The sequence below is a fragment of the Actinokineospora sp. HUAS TT18 genome, assembly GCF_051364635.1.
Taxonomy (GTDB): domain Bacteria; phylum Actinomycetota; class Actinomycetes; order Mycobacteriales; family Pseudonocardiaceae; genus Actinokineospora.
Genome location: NZ_CP195645.1, coordinates 3037351 through 3061132, shown reverse-complemented (window position 1 = coordinate 3061132; position 23782 = coordinate 3037351). Strand labels below are relative to the sequence as shown.

Below are 23782 nucleotides of genomic sequence, written 5' to 3'. Positions count from 1 at the left end.
GTCGGGGCGCCGTGGTCTGGGCGCCCAGAGCAGGGATCGGCGTCAGGGTGCGGCGGGTGGGCGGGATGGGCGGCTGGTCTGCGGGTTGCCGCCCGCTCCGTCCGGGCTTGAGTACTCGAGCAGGACCGTCCGCAGAGTGCGGGGGTTGGTGTTCAGGTCGGCCCCGCCGACGGCGAACATCTTCTCGGTGCCGGGCACCGACGCGATCGCGTGCAGTGTCATGCCGACGGTGTCGCGCGGTTGTGGCGCCTGGGTTGCGACCCATTTTCCGGCTCGGTGGGTCGCCAGTTTCGAGCTCGGGTCGGTGAAGTTCTGGATGACCCAGGGCTCGCCGAAGACGTCCACGGCCACGCCCGCGAGGTCGCTGCCGGTGGGCAGGCCGTCCACGGTCTTCCAGGTCTTGCCGTCCCAGTGGGCGGCGAGCGGGCGACCGCCCATCATGGCCATGTCGCCGATGGCCCAGAGGTTGGTGGGGGTTCCCGCGATCTCGCTGAGGGTCAGTTCCTCGTTCGTGATTCCTATTTGGACTGTCTGCCAGGCCGTTCCGTCCCAGTGGAACGCCAGCGGGCCTTTGAACCCTGCCCAGGCGCCGTTGCCGACTGCCCAGATGTCGTTGGGGGAGAAGGCTTTCAGGCTGGTGAAGGTGCAGAAGTTGGGCATCCCACCGGACGAGGCGCCGCCTGCCGAGCATTCGCGCGGTGGCTGGACTTCCTGCCAGGCCCCGCCCGTCCAGTGCTGGAGCAGCACCTGCGAGCCGCTGTTGCCGATCAGCCAGGCGTGGCCGTCCACCGCGGCGAGGTCGGTGTAGAGGTTCATCGCCGGGGTCGAGCCCGGGGGGAACGGGATGTCCTGCCAGGTTTTGCCGTCGTAGTGGATCACCCAGGTGCTCTGCCCGGCGTCGGCCAGGGTGGTGCCCACGGCCCACACGTCCTTGGGGGACGACGCGGCGACGTGGCGCAGGCTGCCGGGGCGGGTGATGCCGGGCAGCGGCACCCGGGTCCAGGATTCGCCGTCCCACTGGACGACCACCGGCACGGACGAGGTGTGCTGCGCGGCCACCGAGTACTTCTCGCCGCCGACGGCCCAGGCGTGGGTGCTGTCGACGACCGCGATGTCGTTCAGGGAGCTGGTGGGCTCGGTGGGCGGCGCGTCGGCGAGGCGCCACTTCGCGGGTGCGGGTGGTCGCGTTGTCGTGGTGGTCGGCGAGGTCGTCCGCGACGGTTCTGTGCCGGGCGTCGTCGCTGAGCCCGTGCATGCCGTGGTGAGGGCGGCGGCGAGTACGACGACGATGTGGCGGATGGACACGGGGCCTCCCCAGGCTGGTTGCGCCACCATAAGTCGAAAGGGCCGTCTCCGAATAGTTCTCGGAGACGGCCCTTATCGAGTCGTTGTCTGGCTGTCCGTGTCGGGTTGGTTCACCCGACGGCGGACTCAGCCGCGGCGGTCGCCGTCGCGCCAGCGGGGCGCGGCGGTGGTGGCGCGACGGGGAGCGTCGCGGAAGTCGCGGCGCGGGCCCTCACGGCGAGGGGCTTCCGCCGAGTCGCGGGGTGCCTCGCGGCGCGGGGCGTCCCGGAAGTCGCGGCGGGGGCCGTCGCGGAAGTCCCGACGGGGTGCGTCGCCGCGGTCCGGGCGGTCGCGGAATTCCCGGCGGGGGCCGTCGCCGCGGCGGGTGTCGCGGCTGTCGTGGGTGTCGCGGGGGCTGTGGGCGTCGCGGGCCCGACCCTCGTGACCGTGGCTTTCCCGGCCGGTGCGCCGACGGAAGTCGCCGCCGCGGCGCGGGGTGTGGCCGCCGCCGGAGGAACGCGCCGGGCGAGCCGGGGGTGCCTTCTCGATGACGGGCTCACCCGACGGGGTGCGGGCGCCGGTGATGCGGATCAGGTCGGCGTCGCCGGGGCGCACCTTGGTGCTCTCCGGCTTCACGCCCGCCTTGTCCGTCATCCGGACCACGGAGCGGCGCTGGTCGTGGGTCACGACCGTCACCACGGTGCCCGACTCGCCGGCGCGCGCCGTGCGGCCCGCGCGGTGCAGGTAGTCCTTGGAGTCCGCGGGCGGGTCGACGTGCACGACCAGGCTGACGCCGTCGACGTGGATGCCGCGGGCGGCGACGTCGGTGGCGACCAGGACGGGCATGTCGCCGTCGCGGAACTGGCTGAGGACGCGGTTGCGCGCGCCCTGCGTCTTGCCGCCGTGCAGCGCGCCTGCGCGGACGCCGACGGAGCGCAGCTTGTCGGCGAGGCGGTCGACGTGGTGCTTGGTGCGGACGAACATGATCGTCCGGCCGTCGCGGGCGGCCATCTCGGTGATGACGTCGGCCTTGTCCTGCTTGGACACCAGGAGCATGTGGTGCTCCATAGTGGACACGCTGGCGGTGGACACGTCGACCGAGTGGGTGACCGGGTTGTTCATGTAGCGCTTGATCAGCTGGTCGACGTCACCGTCGAGGGTGGCCGAGAACAGCAGCACCTGCGCGTCGGGGTCGGTCAGGTCGAGGATCTCGCGCACCTGGGGCAGGAAGCCCATGTCGGCCATCTGGTCGGCCTCGTCGATGGCGATGTACTGCACGTCGTGCAGCACGCAGGTGCCCTGGCGGACGTGGTCCGACAGTCGGCCCGGAGTCGCGATCAGCAGGTCGACGCCGCGCTTGAGGGCGTCGGCCTGGCGCGGGAAGGACATGCCGCCGACGGCGGTGCGGACCCACAGGCCCAGCGCCTTGCCCAGCGGGGTCAGCGCGTCGCTGACCTGCAGGGCGAGTTCACGGGTGGGGACCAGGATCAGCGCGCGCGGCTTGAGCGGGCGGGCTTCGCCGCCGTCGAGCCGGGAAAGCAGGCCGAGACCGAAGGCCAGGGTCTTGCCCGAGCCGGTCTGGGCGCGGCCGAGCACGTCCTTGCCCGCGAGGGCGTCGGGGAGCGTGGCGGCCTGGATGGGGAAGGGCTGTTCGATGCCCGCTTCGATCAGTGCGCGCAGCAGCGGCTTCGGCAGACCGAGGTCGGCGAAGGTTACGGTGCCGTCATCGAAGCGGCCCTTGCCGCTCTGGCGGTGCCGCGGCTTGCGGTCGTCATCAAGATCGTTTGTGGGCAGGGCAGAGTTCTGCACGGGGTCCTCTCCGGACGTGGCACGTCTCGGGAGGCTCCGCCCTCTTCTCAAGGAGGCCGGCAGGCTTTCACACGGACGAGCCCGGCACGTATTTCGTGCCGATGGTGGGTATGGCACCGCTGGCCATTCCGGTGTCGATCGACGCCGGGCGGGGAGCGACGTACATGTGTCGCTCACGATGCGTGTCCATGCTACCTGACGTGCGGTAGCGGGTTCGCACCACGGGACGGACATCACGTCGCCGCTCCCCGGCCGAATCAGTCGAGACCGGCGGTGACCAGCAGTTTCTCGGTCAGAGTCGCCGGGTCGGCGACGTCTTCGGGCAGCCCGCGCGAGCGGAACCAGCCCGAGATGTTGGCTACGTCACGGGCCAGGAACTCCGGCCCGCCCGGGTTGGCCACGAGGTCGACGACCTGCGGCAGGTCGATCACCATCAGGTGGCCCTCGTGAACCAGGATGTTGTACGCCGAGAGGTCGCCATGGGTGAGCCCCTCGACCGCGAACAGCTCCAGCGCGCCGACGAGCTGCTCCCACAGCTCGCGCAGCTCGTCGCGTTCCGGCCGCAGCTGCGCCAGGCGGGGCGCGCCGTAGCCGTCGGCGTCGTGCAGGAACTCCAGCAGCAGTTCGGTGCCGTCGCGCTGCACCGGGTACGGCACGGGCGCGCCGATCGACCACAGCCGCGACAGCGCGGCGAACTCCGCGACCGCCCACTGCTCGGCGATCAGGTTGCGGCCGAACGAGGTGCGGTTGGTGATCGCGCGCATCTCGCGGGACTTGCGCAGGCGCCTGCCCTCGAGATAACCCGCGTCGCGGTGGAACAGCCGGTGTTCGCCGCTGCGGTAGCGCTTGGCCGCGAGCAGGCAGCTCGGGCCGTTCGGGACGGCGCGTTCGATCACGAACACGTCGGCCTCTTTGCCGGTCTTGAGCACGCCGAGCTCGGTGTCGGCCGCGGCGAGGTCGGTGACCAGCCAGTCGGGCCGCGGGTGCGGCCCCTGGTCGCTGTCGCCCCAGGTGGACCAGCGGGCGGCGCCGTCGGGCAGTTCCTGCTCGGCGGTGTAGGCGTCGTCGCGGACGCGGCTGAGCCTGGCCTTCTCGGCCTCGGTCAGCCTGCCGGAACGCTGGGGCTGGGGGTCGTCGTCGAACCGTCCGCGGCGCATGCGGCCGCGAACCGGGGAATCGAAGTCATCGCTCAGAAAGTCTTCGTGCTTTCGCACTGGTGGGTCTCCTAGACCTGGGAAGGACGCCCCACCGCGGCACAGTCAGCGACGTGGGGCTGGACGGGTCGGCACCGCCACAGGAACAGTCATCACCACGGCGCACCTCCTCGGTCCGTCTCTTTCGCCGGTCTGCGCATAGGGTGCCCGGCCAGGTCAGGCCGGTCAACCGAATTAATCGACGACGAGGTCCAGGCTGAGTTTCCCGGTCGGCTCCAGCCGCATCCCGTTGGCCGCGGCCACCGAGATCAGGGTGCGCACGGAGCCCGGCTCGCGCGGCGCCAGGGCCAGCGCGGCGGCCAGCCTGCCCTTGTAGGCCTTGTTGAAGTGGCTGACGGTCTTGCGTCGACCCGCGCCGTCGTCGGTGACGACGCGCACCGTGATCGCGTGCGGGATCGCGGCCAGGTTGGCGTAGGCGCCGGACCGCAGGTCGACCACCAGGTCGTCCACAGTGGACAGCGTCTTCTCCAGTTCCGGCTTCCACTGGGTCCGCAGGCCGCCCAGGCCGGGCAGGACGGTGTCGCCGGACAGTCGGTAGGCCGGGATCGGGTCGCCGGTCCGCACGACGCCGAACAGCGCCGACGCCACGGCGAGCCTGCGGTTGGCCCGCGCGCGCTGCGGCTTGGTGAACGACTTCGCGTCGAGCGCGTCGTAGAGGACGCCGGTGTACCGCTCCAGCGCGGGCCGCGTCGGGGAGGCCGTCAGCGCGGCGTTGCGGGCGACCTCGTCGGTCTGCCGCTCCGACAACCCCAGGGCGGCCAGGCTCGCCGGGACGTCGGCGGCAAGTTCACCCAATGCGGTGACGAGCCGTTCGCGGACGGCGGTGAGCTCGGGGAACGACAGGGCGGTGAGGTCGAGTGGCGCGCCGGTGCCACCCTCGGCCTTGGTCTCCGACGGGGGCAGCAGCACGAGCATGCGCTGAGCATAGGTAATTCGGTCGAGCGCGCGGGCCCGCGGTCGTACCGTCGGGGGCATGACCCTCGAATGGCGACCGCTGACCCCCGCCGACCAGGCGGCCTGGGTGGACCTGTGGGCCGAAGCCGAGGCCGTCGACAAGACCGGTGAGCACCAGGGCCCCGACGAGTACGCCGAGACCATGGCCGACGCCGACATGCGCTCGGTCGCCGCGTTCGACGGCGAGACGATGGTGGCCGTGGCGTCGAGCTGGTTCAAGGCCGGGCACGTCGAGGTCAACCAGGTGCTCATGGACGGCACCGTGCGCCCGTCGCACCGGCGCCGGGGCATCGGCCGCGAGCTGCTCGGCCGCATCGTCGCCGCGGCCGCGGCGCAGCACGACGAGCGGTGCCCCGAGCTGGTGTTCGGGCCGCGGTCGTGGGTGCACGAGAACAACGAAGGCAAGGCCGTGTTGTTCTCATCGGCGGGCTACGAGCCGATCCGCTACTTCTTCGACATGCGGGCCGACCTCGCCGACCCGCCCGCCATCCCGCTGCCACCGGGCCTGCGTCCGGAGCCGTTCCGCGCCGAGCACGACGACGAGGTGCGCCGCGCCCACAACGAGTGCTTCCTCGACCACTGGGGCTCGATCCCGTCGAGCCCCGAGTTCTGGCGGGCGCACATGACCGGCAACCCGGGCTTCAGCGCCGAGCGGTCGGTGCTGCTGCGCGACGCCGACGGTCGCATCGCCGCCTACGTGCTCAGCTACTCCTCGTCGGCGCACGAGGCCGCGACCGGTCAACGGGAGCTGTGGCTGGGGCAGGTGGGCACGCTGCGACCGTGGCGCGGCAAGGGTGTGGCCACCGCGCTGCTGTCGCACGTGCTCGGCACGGCCAAGGCGGCCGGGTATGACTCGGCCGCCCTGTCCGTCGACAGCGGCAACGCCACGGGGGCGCTGGGCGTGTACGAGCGGTCAGGTTTCGCCGTCACCTGCCGCTGGACCACCTATTCGCTCAGCCGTTAGAAGACCCCACGCAGAACTCGTTGCCCTCCGGGTCGGCCAGCACCGACCACGTCAGGCCGGGGATCTTGTGTTCGGCGAGGACTGTCGCGCCGAGACCGACCAACCGGTCGATCTCCGCGTGGCGGTCCTCGGTGTGGAAGTCGAGGTGGGCGCGGTTCTTGCCCGTGCGCGGCTCCGGCACCTTCTGCAGGCCGAGGTAGGACGCCTCGCCCGGCTTGGCACCCTTGGGGGCGAGGAAGACGAACTCGCCCTCGTGGTCGCCACCGATCTCATAGTCCAACGCGGCTGTCCAGAACTTCGCGAGCTCCCGTGGGTTCGCGCAGTCGATGGTCATGCCGCCAAGTCCGATTGTCATGGCCCGCAAGCTAGACCCAGGCACCGACAACGAACCCGAATGCGCTGGCCAGGGCCGGGTCATTACGCTTTGCGGGCACAGTCCGTGCGGCCCCCGATGAGGAGTGTCACAGTGATCACCAGGATGTCGTCGTTGTTCCTGCGCACGCTGCGCGAGGACCCGGCGGACGCCGAGGTGCCCAGCCACAAGCTGCTGGTTCGCGCCGGGTACGTCCGCCGCGTCGCCCCGGGCGGGTACTCCTGGCTGCCACTGGGCCTGCGCGTGCTGCGCAACGTCGAGCGGGTGGTGCGCGAGGAGATGGACGCCATGGGCGCCCAGGAGATCCAGTTCCCCGCGCTGCTGCCGAAGGAGCCCTACGAGGCGACGAACCGGTGGACCGAGTACGGCCCGAACCTGTTCCGCCTCAAGGACCGCAAGGGCGCCGACTACCTGCTCGGCCCCACCCACGAGGAGCTGTTCACCCTCACCGTGAAGGGTGAGTACACCTCCTACAAGGACTACCCGGTCACGCTGTACCAGATCCAGACCAAGTACCGGGACGAGGCGCGTCCGCGCGCGGGCATCCTGCGTGGCCGCGAGTTCCTGATGAAGGACTCGTACTCGTTCGACCTGACCGACGACGGCCTGTCGGAGAGCTACCAGAAGCACCGCGACGCCTACATCCGGATCTTCGACCGCCTCGGCATCAAGTACGTCATCGTGGCCGCGACGTCGGGCGCGATGGGCGGCTCGGCGTCGGAGGAGTTCCTGGCCGAGGCGCCGACCGGGGAGGACACGTTCGTCCGCAGCACCGCGTCGGACTACGCGGCGAACGTCGAGGCCGTGGTCACCCAGGCGCCCCCCGCGATCCCGCTGGCGGGCCTGCCCGAGTCGCAGGTGCACCACACGCCCGACACCCCGACCATCGAGACGCTGGTCGACTTCCTCAACAAGGCCGACCTGGGCCGCACGTTCACCGCGGCGGACACGCTGAAGAACGTGCTGCTGAAGGTTCGTCAGCCCGCAGGCGAGTGGGAACTGCTGGCCGTCGGCGTCCCCGGCGACCGCGAGGTCGACTTCAAGCGCGTCGAGGCTGCGGTGAGCCCCGCGGAGGTGGCGATCCTGGAGGACGCCGACTTCGCCAAGAACCCGTTCCTGGTCAAGGGCTACATCGGCCCGAAGGCGCTGCTCGACAACGGCGTGCGCTACCTCGTCGACCCTCGTGTCGTCACCGGCACGGCGTGGGTGACCGGCGCGGACAAGGCCGACCACCACGTCGTCGACCTTGTCGCGGGCCGCGACTTCACCCCCGACGGCACCATCGAGGCCGCCGAGGTCCGCGAGGGCGACCCCGCCCCGGACGGCGAGGGCACCCTGGTCGCCGCGCGCGGCATCGAGATCGGCCACATCTTCCAGCTGGGCCGCAAGTACGCCGACGCGTTCTCGCTGGACGCGCTGGGCCCGGACTCGAAGCCGGTCCGCATCACCATGGGCTCCTACGGCATCGGCGTCTCCCGTCTGGTCGCGGTGCTCGCCGAGCAGAACCACGACGAGCTGGGCATCCTGTGGCCGCGTGGCATCGCGCCCGCCGACATCCACCTGGTGATCGCGGGCAAGGACGACGCCCTGCGCGCGGGCGGGGAGAAGCTGGCGGCCGAGCTGGACGCGGCCGGGCTGTCGGTGCTGCTGGACGACCGCAACGCGTCGCCGGGCGTGAAGTTCAAGGACGCCGAGCTGATCGGCGTGCCGACGATCGTGGTCGTCGGGCGCGGGCTGGCTTCCGGGCTGGTCGAGGTCAAGGACCGGCGGACCGGTGAGAAGTCGGAACTGCCGGTCGACGGCATCGTCGAGCACCTGACGGAGCTGGCCAAGGGCTGACGGCTCCACCGCCCAGCGCCGACGATCGGCGCTGGGCGGTGGGCTCGGTCAGACGGCTTCGAGCACGAAGAACAGGAAGCTCAGGAACGCCCCGGAGGGGAACCTCGCCATCTCCTCGGGGAAGAGTTCGCGTGCTTCCGGCGACGTAGGCGGCTCGCTGATGACGGCCGTGCGGAAGCCCGCGGCGGTGAAGGCGTCGGTCATCGCGTGCAGCGGTCGGTGCCAGAAGCTGAGCACGGCCTTCTGACCGTTGAAGGTGAACTCGTCGGACCACTTGCTGGTCGCGAAGTAGTCGCCTTCGGGATACATGAGTTTGAAGATGGCCGGGTGGTTGACGACCACGATCAGCCTGCCGCCGGGTTTGAGCACGCGCCGCAGTTCGGCCAGCGGCGCGGCCCAGTCCTCCAGGTAGTGCAGCACCAGGGCCGCGACGACGTCGTCGAACGCGCCGTCGGCGTACGGCAGCGGTCGACCGATGTCGGCGACCCGCAGGTCCGTGTCGGCGCCGAGCCGCCGCTGGGCCAGCTCCACCATCTTCGCGCTGAGGTCGAAACCGGCCACGACGGCGCCCCGGTCGCGCAGCGCCTCGGCCACGGCGCCGGAGCCACACCCGGCGTCGAGGATCCGGCGACCGGCCACGGCCCCGGCCAGGTTCACGATCGCGGGCCGGGCGTAGAAGGCGTTGATGAGGCTGGCGTCGTTCTCGACCGTGTACGCCTCGGCGAAGCTGTCGTAGTCGTTCTCCGCGGTCACGTCGCCGTCACCCCTCATACGGCCGCACGCTCGCGATGACCTTGTCCAGGGTCTCCGGCGGCAGCGTGTCGGCCACGCCCTGGTCCTGGTAGCTGATCAGCACGAACGTCTTGCCCTTGACCTGGAACGCCACCGACGTGAACAGCACCGACGGCGACGAGCACTCGCCCGGCTTGGTCACCGTCATCGTGGCGGTGGCCTTCATCGCCTCGATCTTGCCCTGGCCGACCTTGGTGGGCACGGGCTCGGTGACGGTGACCGGTTCCTTCGTGTTGTCCTTGTTGATCGCCGCGCCGTCGGCGAACAGCTTGGCGCCGTTCTTGGCCGCGCGGGTGATCTCGGCGTCACCGGCGGCGACCATGCCGACGTGCCCGCGGTAGGAGCCCTTGACCGTGGGGCACGCGTCGGGCCGGTAGGTGGTCACGCCGTGCATGATCGCCACGACCTTGCCGTCATTGTCCTCGAAGCCGACGACCGTGCCCGGGGTCTCGATCTTCCAGTCCGCTGGCACGTCGTAGGCGACCTTGTCCTTGTAGGACAGCACGCCCTGGAAGCCGGGGGTGACCGCGTCGACCTTGATGTCCTCGACCTCGGTCGGAGTGCGCGACGTGGTGGGCTTGGCCGTGGTCGGCTTCAGCGTCGGGCCCTTCGCCGAGGTCTTGGTCGTCGTCGGCGCCGCGCTCGACGACGGGCCCGCGATCGGGGTCGGCGACTCATCGTCCTTGAGGAGGAGGAAGGCGGTGACGCCGCCGCCGACCAGCACCAGGACGGCGACCAGCGCCAGGATCCAGGGGGTGCGGTTGGGCTTGGGCGGTTCCGGCGGCTGGTACATGCCGAAGCCCTGGTAGCCGCCGTAGGGCTGCTGCTGCTGGGGCTGGTAGTACGCGGGCTGGCCGGTGATCGGGTCCACTTGGTACTGCGGCTGTGGCTCCTGCCAGTACGGACCCCCTGGGGTGCTCATGCCCGGAACGGTAGTTGGTCCCCCTGCCGGATGAGATCGGAACCCACGCATCCGAGCAGCGCCGACAGCACGGCTGGGGTGTCGGACAGGTCGTCGAGCACGATGTGCGCCCCGGAGGCGGCCAGTTCGGCGGCCGTGTGCCGACCGGTGGCGACGCCGACGCCGATGGCGCCGTGGTGCAGGGCGGCCTCGACGTCGTGCGGGGTGTCGCCGATGACGATGACCGACGTGGGGTCGAACTTCGTGTTGTGCTTGGTGCCCGCCGCGGCCATCGCCGCGGACACGAGGTCGTGGCGGTGTTCGGACAGCGAGCCGTAGCCGCCGATCTCGAAGTCGACGTGGTCGTGCAGGCCGAACGGGGTGAGCTTGCGGTCGGCGAGCTCGGGCAGGTTGCCGGTGACCAGCGACTGCACGACGTCCTCGCGGGCGGCCAGCGCCGCCAGGATCGCCTCGGCGCCGGGGAGCGCGCGGCCGAGGGTGGCGAGGTCGGCCTCCTCGGCGAGGCGGACCAGCTCGGCGAACATGCGCTGGATGTTGTCCTCGCTGGGCTCGGCGTGGTGGGCGGCCAGGATCTCGGCGGCGAGGGAGCGCTCGGTGCGACCGGGGAAGACAGGGAGGTGTGCCATGTCGACCCCGAGGACGGCGGTCACGGCTTGGCCGTACCAGAGCTTGCCGATGCCGCTGTAGTCGACGAGGGTCAGGTCGATGTCCCAGAGCACGAGGGTTTCGGTCACCCAGCCATGGTGGCACGGGTGACCGACGGGACGGCCGCCGCTTTTCGACAGGCGGGATCGATCAACCGCACGGACCAGTACGTTCGTTGCCGAGCGACAGTGCGGTCTCCCGCGCCATGTGTGACAGCTTCGCCGGGTTGCGCACCGCGTAGATCCCGGTGATGAGGCCGTCGTCGACGCGCAGCGCCAGGACGGTGTCGATGCCTTCGTCGAACTGGACGACGAGCGCCGGGTGGCCGTTGACCTCGGTGGGCCGCAGCGTCGCCGCGGCGAGCCTGCCGATCCCGGCCCCCAGCACCCGGCCCACCTTGGTGGCCCCCACGATCGGCACGGGCACCGCCCGCACGACTCCGCCGCCGTCACCCATGAGGACGACGTCCGGGGCGAGGATGTCGAGCAGGGACTTCAGGTCGCCGGTCTCGACCGCCCGCTGGAACGCCGCGAGCGCGTCCCGGGTGACCGCGGGGGAGGCGACCCCGCGCGGCCTGCGCGCCGCGACGTGCTCCCGCGCGCGGTGGGCGATCTGGCGGACCGCGGCCTGCGTCTTGTCGACGGCTTCGGCGATCTCGTCGTACTCGAGGGCGAACACCTCGCGCAGCACGAACACCGCGCGTTCGGTCGGCGTGAGCGTCTCCAGGACCAGCATCATCGCCATCGAGACGCTGTCGGCCAGCGCGACGTCCTCGGCCACGTCCGGCGCGGTGAGCAGCGGCTCCGGCAGCCACGGTCCGACGTAGGACTCCTTGCGGCGCCCGAGCGTGCGCAGCCGGGTGAGGGCTTGGCGGGTGGTGATCTGGACCAGGTAGGCGCGCTGGTCCCGCACCTCGGCCAGGTCGACGCCCACCCAGCGCAGCCAGGTCTCCTGCAGCACGTCCTCGGCGTCGGCGGCCGAGCCGAGCAACTCGTAGGCGACGGTGAAGAGCAGGTTGCGGTGGGCGACGAACGCCTCGGTGGCGGGATCGGTGCCGTCCATGGTGGCTCCTTCGGCTTGGTCCCCGATAGACGCCGGACCCGGCCGGTTTGTGACACCCCGGCGGTGCGGTGTGCGTCACGGGCCGGGGCTGTCACAGGGGCCGGTCGGTCGGCATCTGGTGGTCGTAAACGTAAACACCACGAGTGAGGACCTGGTCATGGACGCCCGATTCAACATGTTCGAGAACGAGCTCGCCGTCAGCTTCGCCAAGAGGTTCGCCAACGTCAGCCAGGTGATCGCCCGGTCGCCGCTGCCGAAGGCCACCCAGGAACTGGTGGCACTGCGCGCCAGTCAGATCAACGGCTGCGGCTTCTGCGTCGACATGCACACCAAGGACGCCACGGCCGCGGGCGAGACCCCGACCCGCCTCCACCTGGTCGCCGTCTGGCGGGAGGCCACGGTGTTCACCGAGGCCGAGCGGGCGGCGCTGGCGCTGACGGAGGAGGGCACCCGCATCGCCGACAACCACCAGGGCGTGTCGGACGAGACGTGGGCCAAGGTGCGCGAGCACTACGACGACGACCAGATCGCCGCCCTGGTGTGCCTGGTGGGCATGATCAACGCGGCCAACCGGATGAACGTGATCGTGCGCAACCCGGCAGGCGCCTATGAGCCCGGGATGTTCGCCGCGCTCATCAACGGCTGATCCGCCAGGGGGTCGCGCTCTAGGATCAGGGGCGTCGATTCCTTGGGGGGAATATGAGAACGCCGCTGCTCGCCGCCTGCCTGACGCTCGGCGTCTTGACCGGGTGCTCAACGCAGGTGGCGAGCGCGCCACCGTCCACGGCCGGTACGACCGCGACGCCCACGTCGTCAAGCGTCGCGCCGAAGCCGCGGGCGGTCGACCCGGCGAACATGACGGCCGCGGCCGTGTTCGGCGGCGACATGCTGGGCGTGGACGTCGAGACCGACCTGTGCGGGTTTCTGCGGCCCGAGGACCTCAAGGGCGCGGACACCGCGAGAGTCGGCGACCCGCGCGGGTTCGGGACATGCGCGATCGAGGTCTCCCGGCGAGCGGGCGCGGTGAAGATCAAGGTCGGGCGGTTCTTCGACGTCGCGGCCCACCCGGTCGAGGGCGAGCCGAAGGCGCTTCCCGGCGGACTCAAGGAGTACGGCGGTGGGCCCGCCCCGGACTGCGCGAGCCAGGTCGTGTTCCCCGACAAGGTCGGATTGCGCGTGTGGGGGGAGGGCGACGCGGCCGATCTCTGCCACCTTGTGCGGGTCGCCATAGACGCCATGGTCGCCAGGTTCGACGACGGCACCGTGGCGCCCAGGCCCGTAGCCCCGGACTCGCTGTCGCGCTACGACGCGTGCGAGTTCCTTCCCAAGGACCTCACCAGAGTGGTGCCCGGCGTTTGGGCGGGCCAGGAGGCCCGGTCGGACCGGCACAGCTGTTCCACCGGCCGCAGCGACAAGGCGTGGGCGTACGTCGCGTTCAAGGCCGGGTACGCGCCCGTGGCCGACGGACGCTCGGAGAGCGAGGTCTTAGCGGGTCGCCCGACTGTCGTCCTCCAGCGTCCCGGTCATGAGGGCGACGCGTTCTATTGCCAGGCGAGCACTTCGATCCGGGCCCGGGAGGACAAGGAACTCCCTGGCGCGGCGGAGTACGTGCTCGCTGAGGTCGGGTACCGCGTCGAGCCGAAGGACTGCTCGGCGGCGAAGGCGCTCGCCGAGGTGCTGTGGCCGAAGTTGCCCGCGTAGTCAGCCCGTGGGGCGGACGCTCTCGGCGATGGCGGTCATCTCCTGGTCGGTGACCAGTGGGGCCGTCGGTGTCGAGCCGGTGTCGGCGTCGGCGGCCAGGACGACCACTGACGTGCCCGCGCGGGTGGCCAGGGCCACGACGACGACTGTGCCCTTGGTGCTGGCGCAGCGGTCGGCGACGTCGTCGGCGGTGACTTCGGCGGAGGCGCGGACGATGGTGCCGCGGGCGCCGTCGCGGGTGACGCGGATGGGGCGGGACAGGGTGACCTTGGCGGTCTGGCTGCCGTCGCTGTACTGGTCGGCGGCGACCGCCGCGGCCAGCTCGGCCGCCGACTCGCGGATGTCGCCGTCGGCGACGCCGCTGCCGCTGAACGCGCGGCCGTACTCGGCGCCCTGGCAGAGGTAGGGGCCGAAGTCGGCGAGGTGGCCCAGTTCGACGCCGCTGGAGGACTCCAGCGACTCGCTGTCCTCGGCGAGGGTCCAGGTGGGCGGCACCTCGTAGGTGACGGCCGCCGCCTGGTCGGTGACCACCTGCCAGCCGGGCGTGCGCGGCGCGGCCGGGTCGGCGGCGCGGGTGGCGGTGGGCTGGGGGAGCGTGCTGACCGGGGTCCGGCGGTCGTCGGAGGGGCCGATCAGCGCGACGGTGGCGATGCCGCCGCCGACCACCGCGAGCGAGATCGCGCCGATGGCCGCACGGGGGAATCGCACACCGGGAACCGTAGCGCGTCGGTATTTCAACACGTGTTGACTTGTTGGTTTCGCGCGGCGTACCGTCTTAATTCAACACACGATGAACTCAGGAGGCGGACATGTCCGGACGCACGGGTGCTCTCGTCGTGGTCGTCGCGGTGGCGGGTGCGTTGATCGCCGCGCTGCTCGGCGTCCTCACGTTCGGCGCGCAGGCGACCTCGCGGCCCGACGCGGTGCCGTTGGCTGTCGTCGCGCCCAAGGCGGTGGCTGACCAGTTGGCGCAGCGCGGGGGTGACGCGGTCGACTGGCGAGTGGAGACCGCTGACGGGGCGCGGCGGCTGCTGGTGGACAAGGAGGTCTACGGGATCCTCGAACTCGGTCAGTCGGGGACGCGGATCGTGTTGTCGGGGGCGGTGAATCCGCAGGGGCAGCAGGTCGCGCAGCAGGTGTTGACCGGGGTGGCGCAGGCGATGGGCGGGGCGGTGGCGGTCGAGACGCTGCATCCGGCGGGGACCGCGGCGCGGACGGTTCCGCTGGCGGCCAGTGCGCTGCTGTGGATCGGGGCTCTGGTCGCGACCATCGGGCTGGCGTTCGCGGCAGGGCGACGGGGGTTGCTGGTCCGGCCCGTGCACCGGGTGGGGTTGGTGGTCGCGGTGGCGGTGGTGGCTCCCGGTGTGGTTGTCGGGCTGACGGGCTGGTGGGACTCGTCGGTGGCGGTGAGTTGGGGTGTGGTCGGGTTTCTGGTGTTGACGGCGGTGGCGTTCGCGGCTTTGCAGGGGGCGTTGGTGCGGTTCCTCGGGATCCGGGCGGCGGCGATTCTCGGGCCGTTGTATCTGATCGCGCCTGCTGTCGCCGGCCAGGTGCCGGAGATGCTGAACCCGGCCTACCGGGCGTTGCTTTGGTCGTGGACGCCGTTCCGGTTCTCCGCGGAGGGTCTGCGCAGCCTGCTGCAGGACACCGCGTCGGCCCCGGACGTCCGACTCGGCCTGATCGTGCTGGGCTCGATCGCCGTGGTGGGGCTCGCGTTGCTGCTGCTTCCGGCGCGCGCGAAGCCGACCGCCGCGCCCGCCGACGACGCTCCCGTCATGGTCGCGGCCTAGGCGGGCAGGTAGCTCAGCCGCACTGTCCGTTGTGGATTGTCCACATTGGTGTCGACAAGGCATACCGACTGCCAGGTGCCCAGGGCCATCGTGCCGTTGAGGACGGGGATGGTCGCGTATGGCGGGATCAGGGCGGGCAGCACGTGGTCGCGGCCGTGTCCTGGGGTGCCGTGGCGGTGGCGCCAGCGGCCGTCGCCAGGGAGCAGGTCCTTGAGGGCGGTCAGGAGGTCCTCGTCGCTGCCCGCGCCTGTTTCCAGGATGGCCAGCCCCGCGGTGGCGTGGGGCACCCACACGTGGAGCAGGCCGTCGGTGGCGTCCGCGTCGGCCAGGAAGCGGGCGCAGTGGTCGGTGAGGTCGACGACGGCCTCGGCCGCGCCGGTGGTGATCGCGAGTTCCACACTGTGCACGCTCACCACCGTAGGGTCGGAGGTGTGCGTATGGCATTCGGAGAGCGATTCGACGTCCAGGACGGCTACCTCAACACGGCCAGCATCGGCGTTCCGCCCGCGCGGGTGGCCGACGCGCTGGAGGCGGCTGTGGCGCGGTGGCGCCAAGGGCTGAGCAAGGCACCCGACTACGACGAGTCGACGGCTGTCGCGCGGCGCGGGTGGGCGCGGATGGTCGGGGTCGATCCGGTGAACGTGGCGATCGGCGCGAGTGTGTCGCAACTGGTGGCGCTGGTCGCGGCGGGCATCCCCGACGGCACCCGGATCCTCACCGTCACCAACGAGTTCACCAGCGCCACCTTCCCGTTCGCCGCGCAGGCGCATCGGGGCGTCACCGTCACCGAGGTGCCGCAGGCCGAACTGGTCTCGCGGGCACCGGAGTTCGACCTGGTCGTCGTGGGTGTCGTCCAGTCAGCGGACGGCACCGTGGCCGACCTCGACGGGCTGCGTGCCGCGGGCACCAGGGTCCTCCTCGACGCCACCCAGTCGATCGGCTGGCTGCCCGCCGACCTGTCCTGGGCCGACTGGGTGGTCGGCTCCAGCTACAAGTGGCTGCTGGGCCCGCGCGGCGCCGCGTGGTTGGCGATCCGGCCCGACGCGGTCGAGTTGACCAGGCCGATCGTGGCCAACTGGTACTCCGGCGAGTCGCCGTGGGACACCGTCTACGGATTGCCGCTGCGGTCCGCGGGCGACGCGCGTGCCTTCGACCTGTCGCCGGTGTGGTTCGCCCAGGTCGGCGCGGCCGCCTCGCTCACCTGGTTCGCCGAGTTGGACGTCAAGGCCGTGCACGACCACTGCGTCGGCCTGGCCAACCGGCTGCGCGCCGGGCTCGACCTGCCCGCGGGCGACTCGGCGATCGTGGCGGTCGACGACGGGGACGCGCTCGCCGCCGCCGGGTTCCGCGGTGCCCTTCGCGCGGGGCGCACGCGGCTGTCGTTCCATCTCTACAACACCGAGGACGAGGTCGACCGGGTCCTGAAGGCACTGCGCTGACCAGGCCGTTAAGACCTATTTGCCCGGTCGGCCTAACGCTGGGGCCGAATACCGTTTACGGTGACCGTTCGTGTCGGCACCTCAGCGTCCTGGACAGCCCGGGCAGTACCGCCCCGACGAGACCGAGTGGATCTCCCGCGTGAGCGATGGACCCCGCTACGACGAGCCGTTCCGGTTCGTCGAGGAACCGCCCGAGGAGCCCGCCAACCCGGCGTGGACCTGGACGATGCGGATCCTGGGCCTGCTCGCGGTCGCCGTGCTGTCCGGCGCCGTCTACTGGTATGTCACCGACGAGCCCGCGGGCTCCGGCGGGACCGGGACAACCGACACGGTCAAGCCCGCCCCGGACGGGGTCTACCAGTTCGAGGCGCACCCCCAGGTCCCCACGCCGAAGGTCGACACGAACTGCGCGGCCCACGCCTACGGCCCAACCAAGCAGTTCCTCGGGCAGGCCGGGGTGTGCGAGAAGGTCACCCAGGCCCTATACACGGCCAAGGTCGGCGACCGGAACGCGCTGGTCTCGGTCTCGGTCGTGCACCTGAGCAGCCCGGAGAAGGCCGCCGAGCTGCGCCAGCTGACCGACAGCAACGGCACCGGCAACGTCAACGACCTGGTCCGCGAGAAGGTCGTGAAGATCGACGGCGTGGTCAACCTGAGCAACGGCTACGCCTCCAAGGAAGAGGGCGAGACCGTCACCATCGTCGAGGCCGACTTCCTGCCGAAGGGCGCCAAGACCGACGAGCAGGTCCTCGACCAGGTCTGCGAGGACGCCCTGCGCAAGGGCAAGGAGATCGACGGCGGGGCTTAGCCCAACCCGGGCTGCGCGGGCGTCAGCGGAAGGACGCCCGCCAGCTTGCGCCACTTGACGGCCTGGACGGACGCGGCCGTGAGGCTGGCCAGCGCCGTCTTGCGCACCTCGGCGTCGTCGCAGCGTTCCAGGGTCGCCCGCCAGGCGACCGTGGCGTCCTGCTCGGCGGTGACGAGCACCGCCAGCGCCGACGCCTGGTTGGTCACCGGCTGAGGGGTCAGATACGCGGGTTTCGCGGGCTCCGGCTCGACGCCGAAGCCGCCCAGCAACCGGGCGATGGCGTCGCGGCGGGCGCGGTGGGCGGTGGCGCCCGCGGTGAGCGGGGCGTCGAATGAGGCCGGGAGGAACGCGCTGACCAGCCCGTACACCCAGATCGCGGCGTGCTCGGTGCCGAGCGCGGCCTGGACCGCCGCGACGGTGTCGTCCGGCAGCTTCTGCGTCGACGGCTGGGTCATGCAATTACCTCCCGCAGGCTCGCGCACGCGGCGGCGACGGAGCCGACCATGCCCGCCCGGTACCGGGGGACGGTGGCGATGACCGCGGCGGCTTTCTGCTCGGCCGCGGTGAGGGCCTCCAGCAGGAACGTCTTCGCCGCCTGCGCGTCGGTCGGCGTCGGCGGGACAGTCGTCGACGGCGGCGCGGTCGTGGGGGCGCCGCTCTTCGGCGGGCGCTCGCGGTCGGCCTCGGCCTGCAGCACGGTGGCGTGCTCGGCGCGGACCTTGGCGACCTCACCGGCCGGGGTGGCCAGCGCGGTGACGGCGGTGGCGATGGCCTGCGCGGCGGCGGCGTCGGCGCGGGCCTGGGCGGCCAGCTCGACCAGCGGGTCCGGTGGCGGCGGCGGGCCGGGGTCGGGTGTGCACGCGGTCAGCACGGCCAGCGCGGCGGCGGCCTGGAACAGCGCGCGGCGGGTCACCCGGGTCTCCCTCACACCGAGTCATCCTGCCAGGCCCGCCCCTGCGGCCGGATGATCGCCTGCGGCGGCCCGTCCCCGGCGGGCGAGATACGCTAGGTAACCACGGTCGGCTTCGGTACCGCCGACCGGCAGACAATCGCACCACCGACCTGAACAGGGGAGCGGCACCGACGTGGCCAATCAGCGACAACGCGACACCGGACCCAGCGCCGCGCCCAACCCGGCCGCGGCGGCGTTGACCCCGGTCGTGGCCGACGCGGTCGCCGCGACGGGCTTCGAGCTGGAGCAGCTCGACGTCGCCCAGGCGGGCCGCAGGCGGATGGTCAAGGTCGTGGTCGACGGCGACGACGGGGTCGAGCTCGACCAGGTCGCCGAGGTCAGCCGGGCGGTGTCCGCCGTGCTCGACGAGCACGACGCGGTGCTCGGCGGCCCCTACACCCTGGAAGTCACCTCGCCGGGACTCGACCGGCCGCTCGTCAGGCCCCGCCACTGGCGCCGGGCCAAGCTGCGGCTGGTCAAGGTCCGTCCGGTCGAGGGCCCGGAGTACCTGGCGCGGGTCGGCGCGTCCGACGACGACGGGGTCACCCTGCTCGTCGACGGCGCGCTGCGCACCGTTCGCTACGACGAGATCGCCGCCGCGGTGGTCGAGGTCGAGTTCAAGCAACCGCCTGTGGCGGAACTGGCGATGCTCGAAGGTCGGGCGTCCGATAGTGAGGAGGACGCGCGATGAACGTCGACATCGCCGCGCTGCGGGCCATCGAGCGGGACAAGGACATCCCGTTCGAGACGGTCATCGAGGCCATTGAGACCGCACTGCTCACCGCGTACAAGCACACCGAGGGCCACCAGGCCCACGCGCGCATCGACATCGACAAGCGCACCGGCCACGTCCGCGTCCTCGCCTACACCACCGGCCCCGACGGGCAGGTCGACGAGGAGTGGGACGACACCCCGGAGGGCTTCGGCCGCATCGCCGCGACCACCGCCCGCCAGGTCATCCTGCAGCGCCTGCGCGACGCCGAGCACGAGCGCACCTTCGGCGAGTTCGCGGCCAAGGAGGGCGAGATCATCGCCGGCGTCGTCCAGCGCGACACCCGGGCCAACTCGCGCGGCATGGTCGTGGTCCAGGTCGGCGACACCGAGGGCGTGCTGCCCGCCGTCGAGCAGGTGCCGGGCGAGAGCTACGAGCACGGCACCCGGATCAAGTGCTACGTCGTCGGCGTCACCCGCGGCAACCGCGGCCCGCAGATCACCCTGTCGCGCACGCACCCGAACCTGGTGCGCAGGCTGTTCGCGCTGGAGGTGCCCGAGATCGCCGACGGCACCGTGGAGATCCCGGCGGTGGCGCGCGAGGCGGGCCACCGGTCCAAGATCGCGGTCCGCTCGACCGTGGCGGGCGTCAACGCCAAGGGCGCGTGCATCGGCCCGATGGGCGCGCGCGTGCGCAACGTGATGAGCGAGCTGGCCGGGGAGAAGATCGACATCATCGACTGGTCGGATGACCCGGCGACGTTCGTCGGCAACGCGCTGTCGCCCGCGAAGGTCGTGAGCGTCACAGTGGTCGACGAACGCGCGAAGACGGCACGGGTGATCGTGCCGGACTTCCAGCTTTCGCTGGCCATCGGCAAAGAAGGCCAAAACGCCCGGCTCGCGGCCCGGCTCACCGGGTGGCGGATCGACATCCGCAGCGACGCCGCGGCGCCGTCACCGGTATCCGGTTCGGCTGACTGAGCCTGACGAGATAGACTTTCCGTGGTTCATCGTCAGGAACCGGTCTCCGCACGTCCCGGTGGCGCAAGCCCGGTACGGACCTGTGTCGGCTGTCGTGCCCGGGCGGCGGACAAGCTTTTGCTGAGGGTCGTGCTCGTGGACGGGAACGTGGTTCCCGATCCGCGGCGTCGGATGCCCGGTCGGGGTGCGTGGATACACCCTGATCCGAGCTGTCTGGCCACGGCCGAGAAGCGGCGGGCGTTCTCCCGGGCCTTCAAGGTCCAGGGAACGGTCGGTGTCGAGGTTGTGCGGTCGGAGATAGAGCGGCACGCAGACAGTGTTGGTGTGGGACGACCCCACGCCGAGGAAGAAACCAGGAAGCAGGTCGACCCGTCATGAGTCAGCCGTGAAGCTGAAGACATGAACGCGCGACGATAGGACGAGGTCGACGGGACTGCCGCCGGCCTCATCGGACGAGGAGAGCAGTGGCAGGCAAGGCCCGCGTGCACGAGCTGGCAAAAGAGCTCGGAGTCACCAGCAAGGATGTTCTCGCCAAGTTGAAGGATCTCGGCGAGTTCGTGAAGTCAGCGTCCTCCACCGTGGAGGCGCCGGTAGCCCGCAGGTTGCGGGATGCGTACCCGGGCAAGGGCGGCGGCGACGCCAAGCCCGCTCCGAAGCCCGGCCCCAAGCCGACCCCGCGCCCGCCCGCGCCGAAGCCCGAGCAGTCCGCTCCGGCCCCGGCCGCGAGCGCTCCCGCGCCGGTGTCCGCACCCAGCAGCGCGCCTACCGGACCCAAGCCGGTCGTCCCCGGCCCGAAGCCCGCGCCCAAGCCCGCCCCGCGCCCCGAGCCGGTGCGCGAGGTGCAGGCCCCCGCTCCGGCGGCGGCCGCGGCGCCGACCCCGGCTCCGGCCGCGGCGCCCAAGCCCGCCCAGAAGCCCGCTGAGCAGCAGCGTCCCGCCGCCGCCCAGCAGCAGCCCGGCGCGGTGGTGCCGCCCAAGACGCAGTCCCCCAAGCCCGGTCCGCGCGCGCCGCGTCCCGGCAACAACCCGTTCGGTGTCGGCGGTGGCGCTCCGGCGCCGCGTCCGTCCGGCCCGCGGCCCGGCCCGGCCGGTCCCGCCGGTGGCGGTGCCCCCGGTGGCGGCGGCGAGCGTGGCCCGGCCCGTCCGGGTGACAGCCGTCCGCAGGGCGCGCCCCGGGGCGACCGTGCCCCGTCGCCGCGTCCGTCCGGTGGCCCGACCCCGGGCAACATGCCTCCTCGGCCCAACCCCGGCATGATGCCGCCGCGGCCCGCACGGCCCGCCGGTGGCGGCCGTGGTGGCCCCGGTGGCGGTCCCGGCGGCCCGCGTGGCGGCCCCGGCGGAGCGCCTCGCGGCGGTCCCGCGGGCGGTCCCGGCGGTGGCGGCGGCTTCCGTGGCGGCCCTGGCGGCGGCGGCGGTGGCGGTGGCTTCCGCGGCGGTCCCGGTGGCGGCGGCGGTGGCGGTGGCTTCCGCGGCGGTCCCGGCGGCGGCGGCCCCGGTGCGGGTGCCCCGGCCGGTGGCGGCGGTTTCCGTGGCGGCCCTGGTGGCGGCGGTGGCCGTCCCGGTGGTGGCGGCGGTCGCGGTGGCGCGGCGGGTGCCTTCGGGCGTCCCGGCGGTCCCTCGCGGCGTGGCCGCAAGTCCAAGCGCCAGAAGCGCCAGGAGTACATGGACAACATGCAGGCGCCCAGCGTCGGCGGCGTCCGCCTGCCCAAGGGCAACGGCGAGACGATCCGGCTGGCCCGCGGTGCCTCGCTGTCCGACTTCGCCGACAAGATCAACGCCAACCCGGCTTCGCTGGTGCAGGTGCTGTTCCACCTCGGTGAGATGGTCACGGCCACGCAGTCCGTCTCCGACGACATCCTCCAGATGCTCGGCGACGAGATGAACTACACCGTCGAGGTCGTCTCCCCCGAGGAGGAGGACCGCGAGCTGCTCGACTCGTTCGACGTCACCTACGGCGAGGACGCCGGTGACGAGGACGACCTGCAGTCGCGTCCGCCGGTCGTGACCGTCATGGGTCACGTCGACCACGGTAAGACCCGACTCCTCGACACCATCCGCAAGACGACGGTGCACGAGGGCGAGGCCGGTGGCATCACCCAGCACATCGGTGCCTACCAGGTGGCGACGTCACTCGAAGGCAACGAGCGCCTCATCACCTTCATCGACACCCCGGGTCACGAGGCGTTCACCGCCATGCGTGCGCGTGGTGCGCAGGCCACCGACATCGCGGTGATCGTGGTCGCCGCCGACGACGGCGTCATGCCGCAGACGGTCGAGGCCATCAACCACGCCCAGGCCGCTCAGGTCCCGGTCGTGGTGGCGGTCAACAAGATCGACAAGGAAGGCGCCAACCCGCAGAAGATCCGCCAGCAGCTCACCGAGTACGGGCTGGTCGCCGAGGAGTACGGCGGCGACACCATGTTCGTCGACATCTCGGCGAAGCAGGGGATCAACATCGAGGGCCTGCTGGAAGCGATCCTGCTGACGGCGGACGCGGCGCTCGACCTGCGGGCCAACCCGGACATGGAAGCCCAGGGTGTCGCGATCGAGGCGCACCTCGACCGCGGCCGCGGTCCCGTGGCCACCGTCCTGGTCCAGCGCGGCACGCTGCGCGTCGGCGACTCGATCGTCGCCGGTGACGCCTACGGCCGCGTGCGCCGGATGGTCGACGAGTTCAACGTCGACGTCGTCGAGGCGCTGCCGTCGCGGCCGGTCCAGGTGATCGGTCTGACGTCGGTGCCCGGTGCGGGCGACACGTTCCTCGTCGTCGACGAGGACCGCACGGCGCGCCAGATCGCCGAGCGCAGGCAGGCCCGCAGCCGCGCCGCGCTCAACGCGAAGCGTCGTCGCCCGATGCTCACCGATCTCAGTGAGATCGGCGAGATGATCAAGAAGACGAGCAACCTCAACCTGATCATCAAGGGTGACAACTCGGGTACCGTCGAGGCACTCGAGGACGCGCTCACGAAGATCGAGACCAGCGACGAGGTCGTCCTCCAGGTCATCCACCGCGGCGTCGGCAGTGTCACCGAGAGCGATGTCAACCTGGCGACCGCGTCCGACGCGGTGATCATCGGGTTCAACGTCCGTGCGGAGGGCAAGGCCACCGAGCTCGCCAACCGCGAGGGCATCGACCTGCGCTACTACACGGTCATCTACCAGGCGATCGACGAGATCGAGAGCGCGCTCAAGGGCATGCTCAAGCCGGTCTACGAGTCGGTCGACACCGGCCGCGCCGAGATCCGCGACGTCTTCAAGTCGTCGAAGGTCGGCACGATCGCTGGTTGCATGGTCCTGTCCGGCGAGATCAAGCGGAACTCGAAGGCACGCCTGCTGCGCGACGGCAACGTCATCCACGACAGCCTCAGCGTCTCGACGCTGCGGCGGTTCAAGGACGACGTCACCGAGGTCCGCGAGGGCTTCGAGTGCGGTCTGACCTTGGGTTCCTACGGTGACCTGCGGGTCGACGACATCATCGAGACCTACGAGATGCGCGAGAAGCCGCGCGCCTGATGTCACGATGCCGGGGTGCCCGTCTGCGGG

Annotated in this window: 24 protein-coding genes; 11 read left to right on the top strand and 13 right to left on the bottom strand. The window is 71.5% G+C overall.

Annotated elements, in window-relative coordinates:
• Positions 1-42 precede the first annotated feature (42 nt).
• From ACSHT8_RS13660 to yaaA, 4 genes are all read right to left on the bottom strand, one after another.
• Entirely contained in the window at positions 43-1305 is a 1263-nt protein-coding gene (locus ACSHT8_RS13660; RefSeq protein ID WP_436501192.1) for a hypothetical protein, read from the bottom strand.
• Positions 1306-1431: 126 nt separating this feature from the next.
• A complete protein-coding gene (locus ACSHT8_RS13655; RefSeq protein WP_436501190.1) occupies positions 1432-3093 on the bottom strand; it encodes a DEAD/DEAH box helicase in 1662 nt (553 codons plus the stop codon).
• Between the two features lie 257 nt (positions 3094-3350).
• A complete protein-coding gene (locus tag ACSHT8_RS13650; protein ID WP_436501188.1) occupies positions 3351-4307 on the bottom strand; it encodes a serine protein kinase RIO in 957 nt (318 codons plus the stop codon).
• A gap of 174 nt (positions 4308-4481) precedes the next feature.
• Positions 4482-5222, bottom strand: a complete 741-nt coding sequence (gene yaaA / locus ACSHT8_RS13645) for a peroxide stress protein YaaA (protein ID WP_436501186.1) — start codon at positions 5220-5222, stop codon at positions 4482-4484.
• Positions 5223-5280: 58 nt separating this feature from the next.
• Here yaaA and ACSHT8_RS13640 point away from each other — a divergent pair, with 58 nt between their 5' ends.
• Positions 5281-6225: a GNAT family N-acetyltransferase gene (locus tag ACSHT8_RS13640; RefSeq protein ID WP_436501184.1), complete on the top strand. Its 945-nt coding sequence runs from the start codon at positions 5281-5283 to the stop codon at positions 6223-6225.
• On the opposite strand, the gene ACSHT8_RS13635 is transcribed toward ACSHT8_RS13640, so the two are convergent.
• Positions 6215-6580: a VOC family protein gene (locus tag ACSHT8_RS13635; protein WP_436501180.1), complete on the bottom strand. Its 366-nt coding sequence runs from the start codon at positions 6578-6580 to the stop codon at positions 6215-6217. The two genes, ACSHT8_RS13640 and ACSHT8_RS13635, sit on opposite strands and share 11 nt — an antisense overlap.
• A gap of 111 nt (positions 6581-6691) precedes the next feature.
• Between ACSHT8_RS13635 and ACSHT8_RS13630 the strand changes: the two genes are divergently transcribed.
• Positions 6692-8437, top strand: a complete 1746-nt coding sequence (locus tag ACSHT8_RS13630; RefSeq protein WP_436501178.1) for a proline--tRNA ligase — start codon at positions 6692-6694, stop codon at positions 8435-8437.
• A gap of 48 nt (positions 8438-8485) precedes the next feature.
• Here ACSHT8_RS13630 and ACSHT8_RS13625 read toward each other — a convergent pair whose 3' ends face one another.
• The 4 genes from ACSHT8_RS13625 to ACSHT8_RS13610 form a co-directional block, all read right to left on the bottom strand.
• On the bottom strand, positions 8486-9208 hold the full coding sequence (locus ACSHT8_RS13625) for a class I SAM-dependent methyltransferase (RefSeq protein WP_436501176.1): 723 nt from the start codon (positions 9206-9208) through the stop codon (positions 8486-8488).
• Positions 9198-10151: a hypothetical protein gene (locus ACSHT8_RS13620; RefSeq protein ID WP_436501174.1), complete on the bottom strand. Its 954-nt coding sequence runs from the start codon at positions 10149-10151 to the stop codon at positions 9198-9200. Before ACSHT8_RS13620 ends, ACSHT8_RS13625 begins: the two co-directional genes overlap by 11 nt.
• Positions 10148-10885, bottom strand: coding sequence for an HAD family hydrolase (locus ACSHT8_RS13615; protein WP_436501172.1), 738 nt, complete (start codon positions 10883-10885; stop codon positions 10148-10150). Before ACSHT8_RS13615 ends, ACSHT8_RS13620 begins: the two co-directional genes overlap by 4 nt.
• A 61-nt stretch (positions 10886-10946) precedes the next feature.
• Positions 10947-11858, bottom strand: a complete 912-nt coding sequence (locus ACSHT8_RS13610; protein WP_436501170.1) for an RNA polymerase sigma-70 factor — start codon at positions 11856-11858, stop codon at positions 10947-10949.
• A 157-nt stretch (positions 11859-12015) separates the two neighbouring features.
• On the opposite strand from ACSHT8_RS13610, the gene ACSHT8_RS13605 reads away from it, so the two are divergent.
• On the top strand, positions 12016-12504 hold the full coding sequence (locus tag ACSHT8_RS13605) for a carboxymuconolactone decarboxylase family protein (protein WP_436501168.1): 489 nt from the start codon (positions 12016-12018) through the stop codon (positions 12502-12504).
• Between the two features lie 53 nt (positions 12505-12557).
• Entirely contained in the window at positions 12558-13559 is a 1002-nt protein-coding gene (locus tag ACSHT8_RS13600) for a hypothetical protein (RefSeq protein ID WP_436501166.1), read from the top strand.
• Here ACSHT8_RS13600 and ACSHT8_RS13595 read toward each other — a convergent pair whose 3' ends face one another.
• Positions 13560-14267: a hypothetical protein gene (locus ACSHT8_RS13595; protein ID WP_436501164.1), complete on the bottom strand. Its 708-nt coding sequence runs from the start codon at positions 14265-14267 to the stop codon at positions 13560-13562. It lies immediately after the preceding gene.
• 101 nt (positions 14268-14368) lie between these two features.
• Here ACSHT8_RS13595 and ACSHT8_RS13590 point away from each other — a divergent pair, with 101 nt between their 5' ends.
• Complete coding sequence (locus ACSHT8_RS13590; protein WP_436501162.1) at positions 14369-15349, top strand: ABC transporter permease; 981 nt, start codon at positions 14369-14371, stop codon at positions 15347-15349.
• Here the strand turns inward: ACSHT8_RS13590 and ACSHT8_RS13585 are convergent.
• Positions 15346-15756, bottom strand: coding sequence for a secondary thiamine-phosphate synthase enzyme YjbQ (locus tag ACSHT8_RS13585; RefSeq protein WP_436502063.1), 411 nt, complete (start codon positions 15754-15756; stop codon positions 15346-15348). The genes ACSHT8_RS13590 and ACSHT8_RS13585 overlap by 4 nt on opposite strands.
• Positions 15757-15780: 24 nt before the next feature.
• Between ACSHT8_RS13585 and ACSHT8_RS13580 the strand changes: the two genes are divergently transcribed.
• Both ACSHT8_RS13580 and ACSHT8_RS13575 read left to right on the top strand, forming a co-directional pair.
• Positions 15781-16788: an aminotransferase class V-fold PLP-dependent enzyme gene (locus tag ACSHT8_RS13580; protein ID WP_436501160.1), complete on the top strand. Its 1008-nt coding sequence runs from the start codon at positions 15781-15783 to the stop codon at positions 16786-16788.
• A gap of 70 nt (positions 16789-16858) precedes the next feature.
• On the top strand, positions 16859-17596 hold the full coding sequence (locus tag ACSHT8_RS13575) for a hypothetical protein (protein WP_436501158.1): 738 nt from the start codon (positions 16859-16861) through the stop codon (positions 17594-17596).
• On the opposite strand, the gene ACSHT8_RS13570 is transcribed toward ACSHT8_RS13575, so the two are convergent.
• Together ACSHT8_RS13570 and ACSHT8_RS13565 are read right to left on the bottom strand one after the other, a co-directional pair.
• The gene (locus tag ACSHT8_RS13570) at positions 17593-18051 is read right to left on the bottom strand and encodes a ferritin-like domain-containing protein (RefSeq protein WP_436501156.1); all 459 of its coding nucleotides are present in this window, start codon (positions 18049-18051) and stop codon (positions 17593-17595) included. The two genes, ACSHT8_RS13575 and ACSHT8_RS13570, sit on opposite strands and share 4 nt — an antisense overlap.
• Positions 18048-18524, bottom strand: a complete 477-nt coding sequence (locus tag ACSHT8_RS13565; RefSeq protein ID WP_436501154.1) for a hypothetical protein — start codon at positions 18522-18524, stop codon at positions 18048-18050. Before ACSHT8_RS13565 ends, ACSHT8_RS13570 begins: the two co-directional genes overlap by 4 nt.
• A 157-nt stretch (positions 18525-18681) precedes the next feature.
• Here ACSHT8_RS13565 and rimP point away from each other — a divergent pair, with 157 nt between their 5' ends.
• From rimP to infB, 4 genes are all read left to right on the top strand, one after another.
• Entirely contained in the window at positions 18682-19239 is a 558-nt protein-coding gene (rimP, locus tag ACSHT8_RS13560; RefSeq protein WP_436501153.1) for a ribosome maturation factor RimP, read from the top strand.
• A complete protein-coding gene (gene nusA, locus ACSHT8_RS13555) occupies positions 19236-20240 on the top strand; it encodes a transcription termination factor NusA (protein ID WP_436501151.1) in 1005 nt (334 codons plus the stop codon). The genes rimP and nusA overlap by 4 nt, the downstream gene beginning before the upstream one ends.
• A gap of 21 nt (positions 20241-20261) precedes the next feature.
• A complete protein-coding gene (locus ACSHT8_RS13550; RefSeq protein WP_436501149.1) occupies positions 20262-20618 on the top strand; it encodes a YlxR family protein in 357 nt (118 codons plus the stop codon).
• Positions 20619-20704: 86 nt separating this feature from the next.
• A complete protein-coding gene (gene infB / locus ACSHT8_RS13545) occupies positions 20705-23752 on the top strand; it encodes a translation initiation factor IF-2 (RefSeq protein ID WP_436501147.1) in 3048 nt (1015 codons plus the stop codon).
• Positions 23753-23782: the final 30 nt, after the last annotated feature.